Source organism: Hyphomicrobium sp., assembly GCF_035687085.1.
Classification (GTDB): Bacteria; Pseudomonadota; Alphaproteobacteria; order Rhizobiales; family Hyphomicrobiaceae; genus Hyphomicrobium_B.
In genome coordinates this window covers 238,179-252,053 of the sequence record NZ_DASRYS010000010.1, presented here as the reverse complement: position 1 = coordinate 252,053, position 13,875 = coordinate 238,179, and the positions used below count along the sequence as shown (strand labels likewise).

Annotated in this window: 16 protein-coding genes; 6 read left to right on the top strand and 10 right to left on the bottom strand. The window is 62.3% G+C overall.

Annotated elements, in window-relative coordinates; translation table 11 throughout:
• Positions 1 to 16: 16 nt before the first annotated feature.
• Positions 17 to 649 carry a DUF998 domain-containing protein gene (locus VFG26_RS08410; protein ID WP_325024193.1) on the bottom strand — a complete coding sequence of 211 codons (633 nt, stop codon included), beginning with the start codon at positions 647 to 649 and terminating at the stop codon, positions 17 to 19.
• 299 nt (positions 650 to 948) lie between these two features.
• Here VFG26_RS08410 and VFG26_RS08405 point away from each other — a divergent pair, with 299 nt between their 5' ends.
• The gene (locus VFG26_RS08405; protein WP_325024191.1) at positions 949 to 2,160 is read left to right on the top strand and encodes a GGDEF domain-containing protein; all 1,212 of its coding nucleotides are present in this window, start codon (positions 949 to 951) and stop codon (positions 2,158 to 2,160) included.
• A 201-nt stretch (positions 2,161 to 2,361) separates the two neighbouring features.
• A complete protein-coding gene (locus tag VFG26_RS08400) occupies positions 2,362 to 3,207 on the top strand; it encodes a class I SAM-dependent methyltransferase (protein WP_325024189.1) in 846 nt (281 codons plus the stop codon).
• Positions 3,208 to 3,298: 91 nt separating this feature from the next.
• Here the strand turns inward: VFG26_RS08400 and VFG26_RS08395 are convergent, their stop codons facing one another.
• The 3 genes from VFG26_RS08395 to VFG26_RS08385 form a co-directional block, all read right to left on the bottom strand.
• Complete coding sequence (locus tag VFG26_RS08395; RefSeq protein ID WP_325024188.1) at positions 3,299 to 3,784, bottom strand: SRPBCC family protein; 486 nt, start codon at positions 3,782 to 3,784, stop codon at positions 3,299 to 3,301.
• A complete protein-coding gene (locus VFG26_RS08390; protein WP_325024186.1) occupies positions 3,781 to 4,131 on the bottom strand; it encodes a metalloregulator ArsR/SmtB family transcription factor in 351 nt (116 codons plus the stop codon). Before VFG26_RS08390 ends, VFG26_RS08395 begins: the two co-directional genes overlap by 4 nt.
• A 155-nt stretch (positions 4,132 to 4,286) precedes the next feature.
• Entirely contained in the window at positions 4,287 to 5,162 is an 876-nt protein-coding gene (locus tag VFG26_RS08385; protein WP_325024183.1) for an aldo/keto reductase family oxidoreductase, read from the bottom strand.
• Between the two features lie 92 nt (positions 5,163 to 5,254).
• On the opposite strand from VFG26_RS08385, the gene VFG26_RS08380 reads away from it, so the two are divergent.
• Both VFG26_RS08380 and VFG26_RS08375 read left to right on the top strand, forming a co-directional pair.
• Positions 5,255 to 6,181 (top strand): LysR family transcriptional regulator, encoded by a 927-nt coding sequence (locus VFG26_RS08380; RefSeq protein ID WP_325024181.1) that lies wholly within the window; start codon positions 5,255 to 5,257, stop codon positions 6,179 to 6,181.
• Positions 6,160 to 7,035 carry an alpha/beta hydrolase gene (locus VFG26_RS08375; protein ID WP_325024294.1) on the top strand — a complete coding sequence of 292 codons (876 nt, stop codon included), beginning with the start codon at positions 6,160 to 6,162 and terminating at the stop codon, positions 7,033 to 7,035. The genes VFG26_RS08380 and VFG26_RS08375 overlap by 22 nt, the downstream gene beginning before the upstream one ends.
• 24 nt (positions 7,036 to 7,059) lie before the next feature.
• Here VFG26_RS08375 and VFG26_RS08370 read toward each other — a convergent pair whose 3' ends face one another.
• Positions 7,060 to 7,407 carry a hypothetical protein gene (locus VFG26_RS08370; protein ID WP_325024179.1) on the bottom strand — a complete coding sequence of 116 codons (348 nt, stop codon included), beginning with the start codon at positions 7,405 to 7,407 and terminating at the stop codon, positions 7,060 to 7,062.
• Positions 7,408 to 7,431: 24 nt separating this feature from the next.
• Positions 7,432 to 8,508, bottom strand: a complete 1,077-nt coding sequence (locus VFG26_RS08365; protein WP_325024177.1) for an AbrB family transcriptional regulator — start codon at positions 8,506 to 8,508, stop codon at positions 7,432 to 7,434.
• 181 nt (positions 8,509 to 8,689) lie between these two features.
• On the opposite strand from VFG26_RS08365, the gene VFG26_RS08360 reads away from it, so the two are divergent.
• Positions 8,690 to 9,304: a helix-turn-helix domain-containing protein gene (locus VFG26_RS08360; RefSeq protein ID WP_325024175.1), complete on the top strand. Its 615-nt coding sequence runs from the start codon at positions 8,690 to 8,692 to the stop codon at positions 9,302 to 9,304.
• A 31-nt stretch (positions 9,305 to 9,335) separates the two neighbouring features.
• Here the strand turns inward: VFG26_RS08360 and VFG26_RS08355 are convergent, their stop codons facing one another.
• From VFG26_RS08355 to VFG26_RS08345, 3 genes are all read right to left on the bottom strand, one after another.
• Entirely contained in the window at positions 9,336 to 9,686 is a 351-nt protein-coding gene (locus VFG26_RS08355) for a DUF2200 domain-containing protein (protein ID WP_325024173.1), read from the bottom strand.
• Positions 9,687 to 9,794: 108 nt separating this feature from the next.
• Complete coding sequence (locus VFG26_RS08350) at positions 9,795 to 11,039, bottom strand: winged helix-turn-helix domain-containing protein (protein ID WP_325024292.1); 1,245 nt, start codon at positions 11,037 to 11,039, stop codon at positions 9,795 to 9,797.
• A complete protein-coding gene (locus VFG26_RS08345) occupies positions 11,029 to 12,177 on the bottom strand; it encodes an epoxide hydrolase (RefSeq protein WP_325024171.1) in 1,149 nt (382 codons plus the stop codon). Before VFG26_RS08345 ends, VFG26_RS08350 begins: the two co-directional genes overlap by 11 nt.
• 63 nt (positions 12,178 to 12,240) lie before the next feature.
• Here VFG26_RS08345 and VFG26_RS08340 point away from each other — a divergent pair, with 63 nt between their 5' ends.
• The gene (locus VFG26_RS08340; RefSeq protein WP_325024169.1) at positions 12,241 to 13,260 is read left to right on the top strand and encodes a LysR family transcriptional regulator; all 1,020 of its coding nucleotides are present in this window, start codon (positions 12,241 to 12,243) and stop codon (positions 13,258 to 13,260) included.
• On the opposite strand, the gene VFG26_RS08335 is transcribed toward VFG26_RS08340, so the two are convergent.
• Positions 13,253 to 13,852, bottom strand: coding sequence for a TetR/AcrR family transcriptional regulator (locus tag VFG26_RS08335; RefSeq protein WP_325024168.1), 600 nt, complete (start codon positions 13,850 to 13,852; stop codon positions 13,253 to 13,255). The genes VFG26_RS08340 and VFG26_RS08335 overlap by 8 nt on opposite strands.
• Between the last annotated feature and the right edge of the window lie 23 nt (positions 13,853 to 13,875).

Sequence of the window (13,875 nt, the reverse complement as noted above, 5' to 3'; positions counted from 1 at the left end):
GCGGGAAAGCCGCGGCTCAGGCGGCTGGAGGCAGTGTGAGGACGACCGCGGCGAGCCACGCCCAGCCCAGCATGGAAGCCCAGTAAAAAGCGATCCCCGGCGCGACGGTAAGCGAGACACCGAGCGCGATCAGCGCGGGCAGCGCGATGCCGGCGGCGGCGCTGATCGAGCCTAGAAGCCACTGCTGCGCGAGGAAGAAGTGCATCGCGAAAGCGAAGCACGCCGCGATGAGCCCGCCGAACGCGATCATGAAAGCTATGCTGTGAACGACAGCGCCCGGCGTCATCACCGGCTCCTGATCCTGCGGCGTGCCCGGAGGAAAGCCCAATCCGGCCGGTGCATCGAACAGCCCCGCCAGAACGAGCCCCGCGGCGAACAGACCAACCAGAATTGCAGCCGTGAAGCCGGGCCATGTGTGGGCCAGCACGCGGTAGAGGCCAAGCGCGCAGAGGAAGGTGAGGAGGCCCGACACCATGAAAACAGCCTTCATCACCCAACCGCCTTCGCCCAGACTCAGCATGCTTATGGCATGGCGCTCGATGTCGAATCCCGGACGCAGGAAAATCGCAATCGTCGGAATGACGAAGAACAGGAGCGCGGCAACTACGCCGGCGAGAAGAAGGCGATCGATGGTCAGGTCCGTAGTCATGACAGTCCTTTCATCCCTGCTGAAGTCATACACCGCTTCGCATGCGTAACATTGGTTCGAGAGCGCGAACAAATCGCTCGCGATTGCGCTGGAGCAGCTGAGAGCGCCTGAGATGCTCAACTGAAGTGCGCCTGCAACTGATGCTGGTGCACGGACGCTGCTTGCAGAGCTGGATTCTGCCAATCGCATCGAACTGGTCCGCTGCATCCGCAGGCTGATGCTCAGCTTAAGCTTTTCGCAATGACAGCCAGCCGATAATCCGCGCGCGTTCGCCAACAGTCCCAGAGTCCGCCGTGCCGTTGGATTATCATTCGCTCCTGACGGCCTTTGTCCTTTCCGGCTGCGGCCTGGCAATCACTTTTTTCGTCAGCTGGCTTGTCTCCAGGACGGAACGCTTCCTCATTGCCTGGGAGCTTGGCGTTTTGGGCATGGCGCTCGGCGCGCTCGTCTATGGCTGGTACGGAAACACCATGTCTCCGGTCCTCGGAGCGGCTGGTTTCTCGATCGTGCTGACTGGCCTCGCCCTGGTTTTCGGTGCCGGCCGGGCTTTTCTCACGGGCGTTCTCCCCTGGCGCGGCGTTGGCGTCATTTCAGTCGTCTCGTCCGCCGCCACGGCAATTCCGATTTTGGCCGGCTACAACGGTGCCGGAATAGTCGTGTTCAATATTGCGGCGGCGCTGATCCTGCTGGTCACAGCTTTGGACTACTGGCGCGGGCGCGCTGAAGCCCGGCTCGCCATTACGCTGTTGACAGCCCTCTATGTCCTGTCTGGGCTCTCTTTCGTTCCGTGTGCGATCCTGCTGCTCAACGCTGGCGAATGGCGTCTGGACGCGATCCCATCGAATTGGACAGAGACCCTCAACATTGGCATATGCCTGATCACTCTTGCCGGCATCGGCGCACTTTCCGTGGCGCTCAACCAGGCGCGGGTGGCGCGCGGTCACAAGCGCGACGCCGAAACCGATCTTCTGACTGGCCTGCTCAATAGGCGCGCGCTGTTCAACCATATCGCAAACGATATCGAAGGCCCGGCCGCGTTCGTGATTTTCGACCTCGATCATTTCAAGATGATCAACGATGTCCATGGGCATCTGGCCGGTGACGAGGTGCTGCGAACTTTCGGGAAAATCCTCATGTCATCCGCTCCGCCGCAAGGTCTCGCAGCGCGGCTCGGTGGCGAGGAGTTCGCGCTCTTGCTGCCTGGCGCCTCAAGCGCCGCTGCGGCGCAACTCGCAGATGGCGTGCGCATTCGCATTGGCGAACGTCGGTTCAGCGGAAGCGGCCGCTCATTCACAAGTACCGTCAGCGCTGGCGTTGCCTGCTCCGAGGATGCCGCAACGAACTTTGAAACATTGATACGTGACGCTGATAATGCGCTCTACGCTGCCAAGCGGAACGGCCGCGATCGCGTGGCCGTCAATTCAGGCGAGATTGAAACCCTAGCTCAGTCCCGGTCGCTTCGGGACGGCCAGCGCGGTCCTATCGATCTTGTGAGAGCCCGGGCGCGCTAGCGTTTCTTGAGAAGTCATGCAGCGTTCGCTCGCATGCCGGGCGAACTTTGAACCGGCTCCGGCCAGGTCGCAACGCGCCAACGAAATCCCCGGTGTCAACCGTGCCGTCCGTCCGAATGTACGCGACGGGGAGACACAGGCCATCTTCCAGTGGTCGCTAGAATCTCTGTCAACCCCAGAGCTACGCAGGAAGAGCCCTCAATGACCGCAGCGAAACAACATCAATACATTCTTGGCCATTCAGATCATGAGCTGGAACGCCTCGCATTTCAGAGCGAGATTATTGAACCAATCACGAAAGGGTTGCTCGATCGCGCCGGCGTTCGAGAAGGCATGACGGTCCTAGATATCGGCTGCGGCCCCGGGGACGTCTCGATGCTTGCAGCCTGGATGGTCGGCCCATCCGGTTCCGTCATTGGGGTGGACCGGAGCGCTGACGCGTTGGAGATTGCACGCAAGCGCGCCAGCGAGAGAGGTTTGCTGAATGTGCGGTTCGAACAGGGCGACGTTGCGTCTTTGGTCCATCCGCAAGCCGTCGATGTCGTGATTGGTCGATATATCCTCGTTCATATGCCCGACCCCGGCGCACTTCTGCGCGCGGCCTCCTCATGGCTGAAGCCCGGCGGCAGGCTGGCGTTTCATGAAATCGACCTGGTCGGCGACATGTACTCCCGTCCGCCGGTTCCCGCCTGGGACGAACTCGCCGGCTGGATCATTGGGGCGTTCTGCAAGGCACTTCCTAATGCGGATGCCCCCCTTCGATTGACGGAGCACTTCGTGAGGGCTGGGCTGCCGGTGCCGGAACTGTTCTGCGAAATCCCGCTCGGGAATGGAAACCGCAGTCCCATCTATCGCTGGATGGTGGATACGGCGTTGACCCTCAAATCGAGAGGGTCAGGCGAACGATCGCAAATTCCCGCCAATCTCCATGTAGGGCTGGCGGATGTCATTCGCGACGAAGTGACGGCGTCGCTCGGCCAAGTCGCCGGGCCGGCGCAGATTTGCGCCTGGGTGCAGGTGGATTCGCCGTGGGAGCCCCGGCGGTGAAGCGCAAGTGTCGTTGATGAAGACGGTTGGTCGCCAGCGCGAGAAGCTCGCGATTGCCGCAAGCTTCCGCAGCAGACGTCCGCAGGTCCGATCAGTTCGAGACCTTCCCTGCCTTGATATAGTCGACCATCTGGCTGGCGACGGTTCCCCAGCCATCGTGGAAGCCCATCTCCTCGTGGCTTTTGCGGCTTTCCTCGCTGCCGTGGATGGCGATGGCTGTATATCTCGTGCCCTGGCCATTTGGCTCGAGCAGCAGCGCACCAGTAAAGAACGGCTTCTCGGCCGGACGGAATCCCGGCAACAGCGTATCGGTGAAGACGAGGCGCTGGTGCTCGACGATTTCCAGGAAGCAGCCGGCGTTCGGAAACTCCTGGCCCTCGGGAGAGCGCATCGTCGTATTGAAGGCGCCACCGGGGCGTAGATCGATCTCGCAGTGGGTGATCGTCCAGGGCTTCGGTACGAACCATTCTTTGATGTGGCGAGGTGTCGTCCAGGCGGTCCACACCAGCTCAACCGGAACGTCGATCTCGCGCTCGAGCACGAGGTCGAGCTTGGGGTCGATCTTGATCACGCTCACTGTCGCTTCTCCTTTTTCAGTTTCAGCAGATAGGCGTCGAGTCGATCGAGGCGGCCTTCCCAGAGCTTGCGCTGCCGGCCGAGCCAGTCTTCGGCGAGTTTCAGTTGCTGCGGAGCCAGGCTGTAGGTGCGCACTCGCCCCTGCTTCTGTGACGTGACCAGCCCGCAGCCCTCCAGCACGCGCAGGTGTTCGACGAATGAGGGAAGTGCCATCGCATAGGGCGCGGCCAGTTCGCTGACCGAGGCCTGCCCGGCGCTCAGCCGCTCGACGACGTCACGGCGTGTGGGATCGGACAGCGCGCGGAAGATTTGGTCGATCTGCGGTTGGGCGCTTGATGTGGAATGCATCACGTCTCTGGTCCGAGCGCTGGCAACACAAATGCCCTTACTTACATACTTAGGGAATCTCCTAAGTATGTAAGTAGAGGTCTCCGCCACGCTTGGCAAGTGCAGTGGTGTGTTGATTTAAGGGTAGGCCGGGAAGACGGCGTGTGGCCGTGTCCTTAGCGCTGGGCTTCCGCAATCCCGTTCAATTCCGAAATCGCATCCTCCGGCAGGACCAGTGACGCGGCGGCGATGTTCTCATGCAGATGAGCGACCGAGGAGGTGCCTGGGATCAGCAGGATGTTCGGCGATCGCTTTAGCAGCCAAGCAAGCGCAACCTGCATCGGAGTGGCTCCTAGCCGAGCCGCCACGTTCGACAAGGTTGACGACTGCAGAGGACTGAATCCGCCAAGCGGGAAGAACGGCACATAGGCAATTCCGGCCGCCGCCAGGGCATCGACCAGCGCGTCGTCGCCCCGGTGCGCAAGATTATAATGGTTCTGCACGCAGACGATGTCGGCGATGCTCCGCGCCTCCTCGACTTGGGTTTTGGTGACGTTGCTGACGCCGATGTGGCGGACCAGCCCCTGCCGCTGAAGGCCGGCGAGAACTTTCATCTCCGCAGCGATGGATCCTTCCGCTGTGCCGTGGACATCGAGCATCGCCCTGAAATTGACGACGTCGAGGGCCTCGAGGCCGAGATTACGCAAGTTGTCCTCGACGGCCCCCGCGAGTTCGTCCGCGCCGAAGGCAGGAATCCATGAAGCGTCGTCACCCCGGCGCGCGCCGATCTTGGTCACGATCGTCAGATCGGCGGGGTAAGGCGACAGCGCCGCGCGGATCAGCTGATTGGTGACGTGCGGCCCGTAGAAGTCGCTCGTGTCGATGTGGTTGACGCCGAGCGCCACCGCCTCGCGCAATACGGCGACGGCTGCGTCGCGGTCCTTCGGCGGTCCGAACACGCCCGGTCCGGCGAGCTGCATTGCGCCATAACCGAGCCGCTTCACGACGCGGCTTCCCAGCTTGAAAGTTCCAGCTTGGTCGATCGTCTGCATGTGAGCCTCCATTTGCTGGACGCTCATTTAGCAGTTGCCTATTGCACCTATAATCCATGATTATCCGCACGGGCTGTGCGGGAATGCGAACAATGCGGGCGAACTTGGGCGACCTGAATGCCTTTTTGGCCGTGGCACGCGGCGGCGGCTTTCGTGTCGCCGCGCGCACGAGCGGCATGAGCGCCTCCAGCCTGAGCGAAGCGGTGCGCCGCCTTGAGACGCAATTGCGTGTCCGCCTGCTCCATCGCACCACCCGCAGCGTCGCCCCGACCGAAGCCGGTGCCCGGCTGATCGAGCGCTTAGGCCCCGCCCTGGGCGATGTCGAAGCGGCGCTCGATGTGGTGAGAGGTTTTCGTGACCGTCCAGCGGGCACGCTGCGCCTCAACGTGCCGGTCGTCGCCGCCCGGCTCGTGCTGCCGGCGATCCTGCCCGGGTTCATGGCCGCCTATCCGGAAATCAAGGTGGACGTCGTCGCTGAAGAGAGCCTCGTGGACGTGCTCGCTTCCGGCTGTGATGCCGGCGTCCGATTCGAGGAGAAGCTGGAGCAGGATATGATCGCGGTGCCGATCGGGCCGCGCGTTCAGCGTTACGCCACTGCCGCGGCACCGGCCTATCTCGACCGGCACGGCCGCCCGGAACATCCACGCGATCTGCTCGGCCATGCGTGCCTGCTCGGCCGCTTCGCCAGCGGGACAACGTCCCCGTGGGAGTTCGAGCGCGACGGCGAGGTGGTGCTCGTCGAAACGCAGGGCCCGCTGGTGGTGACCATCGGTGCCGGCGTCGATCTTATGGTAGACATGGCGGTTGCGGGCCTCGGGGTGATTCAGCTGTTTGAGGACTGGCTCCGCCCGCACATCGACAGCGGCGCTCTCAAGCCCGTGCTGCAAGACTGGTGGCAACCCTTTTCCGGGCCCTTCCTGTATTACTCTGGCCGCCGCCTTGTTCCTCCGCCGCTTCGTGCCTTTCTGGATTTCATCAAGACCGCCGATCAGATGCCATATGCGGAGCGCAACTCCTGAAATTCGTTGATACAACCGGCGGTAAGATCGCCACCCAAAGCTTTGGTTCTACGGAGAACCCTGCCGTCGTTCTGATCATGGGAGCCACCGCATCAATGCTGGGATGGCCCGACGCGCTTTGCGCGGCCCTGGCGAGCCGAGGGCTGTTCGTCATCCGCTTTGATCACCGTGACACGGGACGCTCTACGTCTCTGCCTCCGGGCGAGGCTGATTATGCGGTCGAAGACATGGCGGACGATGTTCTCGCCATTATGGACAGCTACGGCATCGGACAGGCGACGCTGATGGGTATGTCCTTGGGCGGCTACATCGCTCAAATGCTGGCGCTGGAGCATCCAGCACGCGTCCGTTCGCTGATCTTGGTCAGCTCGGAGCCGCTGGGCTGGGACGGTCCTGCGCTGCCGCACATCTCGCAGACCTTCCTCGACCATTTCGGCAATCTGTCTACGCTCGATTGGGGTGACAGGGATGCGGTGATCGCCTTTCTCCTCGGCATCGACAAGCTAAGCTCGGGCTCCGCTCAACCGTTCGACGAGGCAGGTGCGAGGGCACGTATCGAAGAGATGCTCGACCGTACCGATAGCCCAGCGAGCATGTTCAATCACGCGACGCTGTCCGTGCGCAAGGATTGGACCGGCCGCTTCCGCGACATCGCCTGTCCCGTTCTCGTCGTGCACGGCGAAGAGGATCCCGTGCTGCCGATTGAAAACGGAAGAGCCATCGCCGTGGGGATCAAAGGTGCGGAATTGTTTGTCATGTCGGGAGTCGGACACGAACTCCCCGGATCGCAATTGCAGGCGATTGCCGAACGCGCAGCCGGGCACATCCACCGGTTCGCCGAAATGACCAGGTAGGAAAAACGCTCGCAATCCTGCTGACTAGACGCTCGCTTCCGAGGTCGCGGACTTGCTTGGCGCGGCATTCCACGACTGCGCAGCGCGAGCTTTGCCAAAGTGGATGGCAAGATAGACCCCGATCAAAAGGGCTCCGACGGCGAGAGTGGCGAAATCAGCGTTGGGACCGGCCTGAACCGGGTGTCTTGAAAGCAGAAACAGACCCGCGGCCAGATTGAATGCGCCCCAGAGAAAGTTCACCAGCGGCGAGGATGGGCCTTTTCCGCGCGGCTTGGCAAAAGGAGTCGGAAATGTTTCGCCGCGCAGCCCGGCCGCCAGATGGGGTATCGAATTGCAAAGGAGAGCGCCGGAAAGGAACAGAGTGATGTGCATAAAAAAAACCTCTCGGGACTGGGGTTACGTATGAGTGATTTCAATGTCTGCGGGAACTCGGCTTGCGGTGAAACGAGCTATTGCCGGTCCCACTATGAGGACCACGACGAAGCGCGCCATCTGCATGGTCATGACGAACGGCGTGTCGACGTGAGTTGAGGCGGCGATGATTGCGACGGAATCGGCTCCGCCAGGACTTGTGGCGAGATAGGCCGTGAGGGGATCGATCCCTGCGAGCAGCACGAGCCCTGCCGCGAGGGCGCCGCAAACGGCAACCAGGGCCAGCGTACTGCCGATGATGATCGGCATTTTTCGCGCTGCGTGAACGAGCAACGGACGGTTGAAACGGAGGCCAATGTGCCATCCGATAAAGGCGTAGGCGATAGCCAGAACCCAGCGTGGCAGGTCGATCGTCAGCAGGCCCCGGTGCTGAAGGAGAATGCCGGCGACAAGCGGGATCAGAAGCGCGCCGGCGCGAAAGCGAAGCCGGCGGGCGACCAGCGGCGCAGCAAAGGCAAGCAAGAGCGTTTCACCGAAGGACAGCCAGTCGTTGGGGAGCAGTGGGCTCACTGCATGCGTGGCAGAGCTTCCGGCGAACTTCGTGATGACGGAGGCGGTGGCCGCCACGATGATGACGCGCGTGTATTGCATGATCGCAACGAGCTGCGCGTCCGCACCGAAAGCCTCGGCCATCAGCGTCATCGCCGTCGCCGCGCCGGGGCTTCGGCCCCAGACGATGGTTGTGCCGGGAAGCACGCGCAGGCGAGCAAGCAGCCAGCCGAGGCCCGCGCTCGCGGCAACGACGGCAAGGACGCCCGTCGTGAACAGGGGCCAGTTGCCGACGATATCGCCGGAGATCGCGTCGGGGATTGTCTTGGCGATCATGCACCCAACAACGCCCTGAGCGATGCCGAAGCCGAGCCGCGGGACTTCGGGCGTCGCCCCTTCAAAGGCGACGATGATCCCAGCGATCAACGGGCCGAGCAGGAGCGCCGCAGGAATACCGATCGCGTTCAGCACATATGCGAAGATCGCCGACAGAACGATCAATACGCCCCAGCGGAGCGAAGGGCTCGCAGCGACGCTCGGCGCGCGGGTCATGGCCGAACACTCGATGCGCGCACGTAAGCATCGGCGCGCCGGACTCGGGCCGCCTCCCGATCGCTTGTCATGAGAGACCTCACAACGGGTAACGCCGGCATCGCATGGCTTGCTTCGGACCGGCTTCAGGACAATATGAGAGGAAACCCTCTCAAAACGTAATTAGAGGATATCCTCTCAAATGTCAATGAGCGCGCCCCCGGTAGGACAGGAGCCGAAGCGTCAGCGGGGTCACCTTCGGGTGGCCGCGATCATGAAGGCTGGCGCCGAGCTCTTCGCAGAGAAGGGCTACGACGGGACGACAATGACGGAGATCGCCTCTCGCTCAGGCACAGCGATCGCTTCGCTCTATCGGTTCTTCCCGACGAAGGAGTCATTGGCCGAAGCGCTCTTGAGGCAATATGCGAAGCACGCCCTCGACGGGCTGGCGGAAATTGCGGCGCGGGCGAACGCTATGACCCCGGAATCTCTCGCCGATGCCTTTATCGAATATAGTCTGGCCTTGCAGTCCGAGCGCAGCTTCGCGATCGATCTCGCCGACGTTGGCAGCGCCAGCGGCGAGCGACGTCAGCAATTCCGCAAGGCCATGCTCAAGAGCATTGCGGGTATTCTTGTTGCAACGATTCCTTCGATCCCGCTGGCGAAGGCGCGGTTGATGGCGGGGACCCTGATGACAGTGTTTAAGGGCTTGTCCGCAATACCTGATGAAAAGCCGGCTATCCGCCGCGCTCTCACCTCCGAGGCGAAGGCGATGGTCGCGCTTTATCTCGGAGCGGCGGCGAACGCTGCCGCTTAGCTCCTCTTGAGCATGTCGATGACGGGGCGGGTCATGTGCGCAAAATCTTCGCCATCGCTTTCCCCTTGGCAAGTTCGTCGACCAGTTTGTCCAGATAGCGAATTTCGCGCATCGTGGGCTCTTCGATGTCCTCGATGCGGACGCCGCAGATCACGCCGGTAATCGACGACCGCGCCGGGTTCATCCGCGGCGCATGCGCGAAGAAATTTTCATAGGTCGTCTTCTTCGCCAGTTCGGCGTCGAGCGTCTTTTGGCTGTGGCCGGTTAGCCAACAAATAATCTCATCGACCTCCGCTTTCGTGCGTCCCTTCTTCTCCGCCTTCGCGACCAAGTACGGGTAGACGCTCGCAAAGCTGGCCGAGAAGATCCGATGCTTCGTCATGCGTGTCCTCGTGAGCGAAATAGCCGGGATGTCGCCGGTCGAGCGGCGCGATTGTTCGTACGCACAAGAACGCCACGGCAAGCATCAGCAGCCGGAAGTGTTATCTGCTCATTTGGGATCGGCAAAAGCAATCGTTTGGGCGCGCGCATGCAATCTCGCAGATTTAGCACCGAGAACCGGATGAATCGCAGCCGCCGGTGCGATTGTGACGACCGGCAATCCTAACCACGACGCCATCAGCTGCAATTCGCCAAGGAGCCGCTCAATGGTGTAACTCGGCGCACCGGGTTCGAAGTGCGCGCGCTGAACGATCAACGTGCCCGCCTTGCGATCGGCCTTCAGGTCGACGCGCGCAACAATGGCCCCATCCAACAGAAACGGCAGCACGTAATAGCCGTGCTCGCGCTTGTGAGCGGGCGTGTAGATTTCGAGCCGGTAGCGGAAGCCGAATAGCCTCTCGGTTCGCGGCCGATGCCAAACGAGAGGATCGAAGGGCGAGATCAGCGCGACGCCTTCGAGCCTCCGGCCCGCGCGCGCATGCCTGTGCAGATAGGCTTGCTGCCGCCAGCCCTCGACGCGTACCGGAATGATCGTCCCTTCCTCGACCAGTTGCGCGATGGGCAAAGGCGCGTCAGGGGCGGGGATGCGGTAGTAATCGCGGAGGTCGTCGGCGGTCGCAATCCCGAGCGCCGCAGCCGATCGCGCCAGCAGCGAACGCTGGGCATCGCGCTCATTTGGCGTTGGAAGCTCGAGAATGGCGCTCGGCAGCACACGCTCAGGCAGATCATACACGCGCTCGAAATTTCCCCGCCGGTGCGTCGCGGCGACGAGACCCGCCCAGAACAACCATTCCAGCGCGTGCTTCGCTTCGCTCCACACCCACATGCCCTTTGCTGCCCTGCTGCCCGCGATGTCGGACGCGGCGAGCGGCCCTTCGGCCTTGATGCGCTTCAAAAGGGCATTCGCCTCCGCGCGCTTCTCATGGGCGAAGGGCTGAAGCTGCTTCCATACGCCGATGCCTCGCCGGGCGCGCGCCATGCGCCACCGCAACAGCGGCTGGCAATTGATCGGCAGGACAGACGCTTCGTGCCCCCAATATTCGAAATACCGCTTCGACTTGGCAGCGGTCATGGCGTCGAGAAGGTTGCGGTCATAGGATCCCAGCCGCGAGAAGAGCGGCAGATAGTGTGCGCGCACGAGCACGTTCACGCTGTCGATCTGCAGGACGCCCAGCCGGTCGATGGATTTCCGCAGGTGAGCCGCGCGGATGTCACCGGAACGGTTCAGTGCATTAAAGCCATGAGCATTGAGAGCAATGCGGCGCGCGTCAGATGCGGAGAGTTCAGATTTCAGGAGCGCGTTCCTCGACCTTGGCCACGAAGGCCCGCAGATCTTCCAGCATCAGCTGCGGCTCTTCAAGTGCAGCGAAGTGGCCGCCCCTCGGCATGTCGCTCCAATGGACGATGTTGCTGTAGGTCTTCTCGGCAAACGAGCGCGGCGTCGGAATGAAGACCGGATCGGGAAATGCGGCTACTCCCATGGGCGCTTTGACCTGAGCTCCGGCGGGAAATGTGCTCGAGCCCTCCAGGCGCTTGCCGCGATAGATCCACGTCGCGGTAACGGTCGCCGATGGTGCGATATAGAGCATGATGTTTGTGAGCAGTTCTGCTTCCGAGAAGCGGCTCCAGAGGTCCGGGCTGCCATCCGCTCGTTTGGGTAGATCCGCCCACGCTCCAAACTTCTCGAGAATCCAGCCTGCGGTTCCAACCGGACTGTCGGCAAGTGCAACGCCGAGCGTTTGCGGGCGCGTCTCCTGCTCATGATTGTAACCCGTTTCCAAGTCGAGGATCTCGGCACGCCGCGCAAGCAGGCCCTTATCCGCAGCAGTCGCGGGTGTTGCATCCTCGGCGTAAATGCTGACCATGTTGATGTGAAAGCCGAGCAAGGCTTCGGGCCGTGTGTAGGCCATCCAGCTCGCGATGTGCGCGCCCCAGTCGCCGCCTTGGACGATGTAGCGCTGATCATCAAACAGCTTCGTCATCAACCCGTGCATCAGTTCGCCCGCGCGGCGCGGACCGATGATGCCCGTGATCGGATTGGAAAAAGCGAAGCCCGGAAGCGAAGGCACGACGACGTCATGTCCATCCGCCGCCAACGGTTCGAGCAGCCGCTCGAATTCCAGGAACGATCCGGGCCAGCCGTGGAGAAGCAGAAGCGGAGGCTTCGACCCATCACCCTTCACGTGCACGAAGTGAATGCGCTCGCCTTCAATGTCCGCTTTGAACTGTGGGAGCGCGTTGAGACGCCGCTCGGCCTTACGCCAGTCGTAGTCGCTCCCCCAATAGCGCACCAACCGCTTCAAATCCTCGATCCCAACGCCGGACGTCCAACCGCCCGCGTCGGGAAGTTGGCTCCAGTCGTAAGCTTTGACCTTCGCCATGATGGCGGCAAGGCGCTTATCCGGAATGTCGATCGTGAAGGGTTGGATCATGTCGTCTCCAGGCGGCGCCGTCTCCCGAAACCAATCGTGGCGGCATTGGGGGCGGCTGCTATTATGTCTCTTTTCGCAAAGGAAACGCTCTCGCCGATGCAGGCGTTTCTCGAAAAATTGCGGAATACCTTTGCGGCCAGCGCACAGGCAGGTGATCTCATGGATTTGGCCGGTGATCTCGAAGTCTTCACGCTTGTCGCGGAGGAGGGCAACTTCTCAGCGGCCGGACGCAGGCTCAAGTTGGCGCCGTCCTCCGTCGCGCGCGTCGTTGACCGGATTGAAGCGCGGCTCGGTGTTCGCCTGCTGCTGCGAACGACCCGATCGTTGACGCTCACAGCCGAAGGCGTGGCTTATCTATCGTCGGCGCGGCGCATTCTTGCAGACCTTAGGGAGACCGAGCAGGCGATCGCGGACCGGAGTTCGCCCAAAGGCCGCCTGCGCGTGAGCGTTTCACTCGTCTACGGGCGGATGTTCATCGTGCCCCTGCTTCGCGACTTCATCGAGAGATACCCCGGCATTCTGGTCGAGGTCATTTCATCCGACACAGTCGTGGACATCGCTGCAGGCCAAGCCGACGTGGCGGTGCGATTGGGACCGCTTCCCGATGGTCCGCTCACGGCGCGAAAGCTTACCGAGACGCGCAAGGTGATCGTGGCATCGCCCAGTTACCTCGCGCGCCGCGGCACGCCGAAGGTGCCGGAGGACCTGCTCAACCACGCATGCATCGGCTTCAACTTCAAGCGCGCCGCGCCGACTTGGCCGTTCCGCAAGGATGGGCGCGAGTATTCGCTGCTCATCAAGGGTGCCGTGGAAACGAACAATGGCGACACACAGGGGCAACTCGCAGCTGAGGGCATTGGCATAGCCCGCGTTTGCGCCGAGACGGTGAGCGGTGAGATTAAGTCCGGTGAACTCGTGCCGTTATTGGAGGAGTTCAATCCCGGCGATGGCGAAGAGGTTCACGCCGTATTCGTCGGAGGCACGCACACGCCCGCTCGCGTTCGCTGCTTCGTTGACTATTTGGTCGAGCGCTACCGAGCCTCCCGCCCCGAAGAGTCGTCGAATGGCGGCGGGTTCATTTGAATGGGGACCGCGAGCCAGATGGCGTTCGCGCCAGCTGCAGCGCAGCCTCGACGCCGCCTTCTAGGATCTGCTCTGCTTCCGCGGTGTCAGGCACGGCGCGCGCGAACTGGAGCGTTCCGACCATCAGGCCGAAAATGGCCGTCGCGCGTCGAACGCTTGCTGCGGAGCCGGCGTCGGGAAGCAGTGCGGCCAGTGCCGAAACGTAGCCGCGCAGCCCCTCTTCGTAGGTCTGCCGCGTGGACACGGGCTGGCGGGCGATTTCCGGAAGCAAAGCCGCCGATGGACATCCGCCTGCCGGGTCTTCGAGGTGGGCGCGGTTCAGGTACCTGCGGATCGCGCCCTCGATGTCGATGCCCGTTCGCTGTTCTTCATCGAGGCGATGTTGCTGATCGGCGAGCGCGCTTGCCAGCGTCTCGCGAACGAGCGCCTCCTTCGACTCGAAATGGGCATAGAATGCCCCATTGGTCAGGCCGGCCTCGCCCATGATCCCGGCGATCCCCGCGGCTGAGACTCCATCCCGGCGGAAACACTTTGACGCCACATCGACGATGTGCCGCCGTGTCGCCGCCTTATGACCCTTCTCGAAACGCATCGTCTATCCACTCCACCGGCATA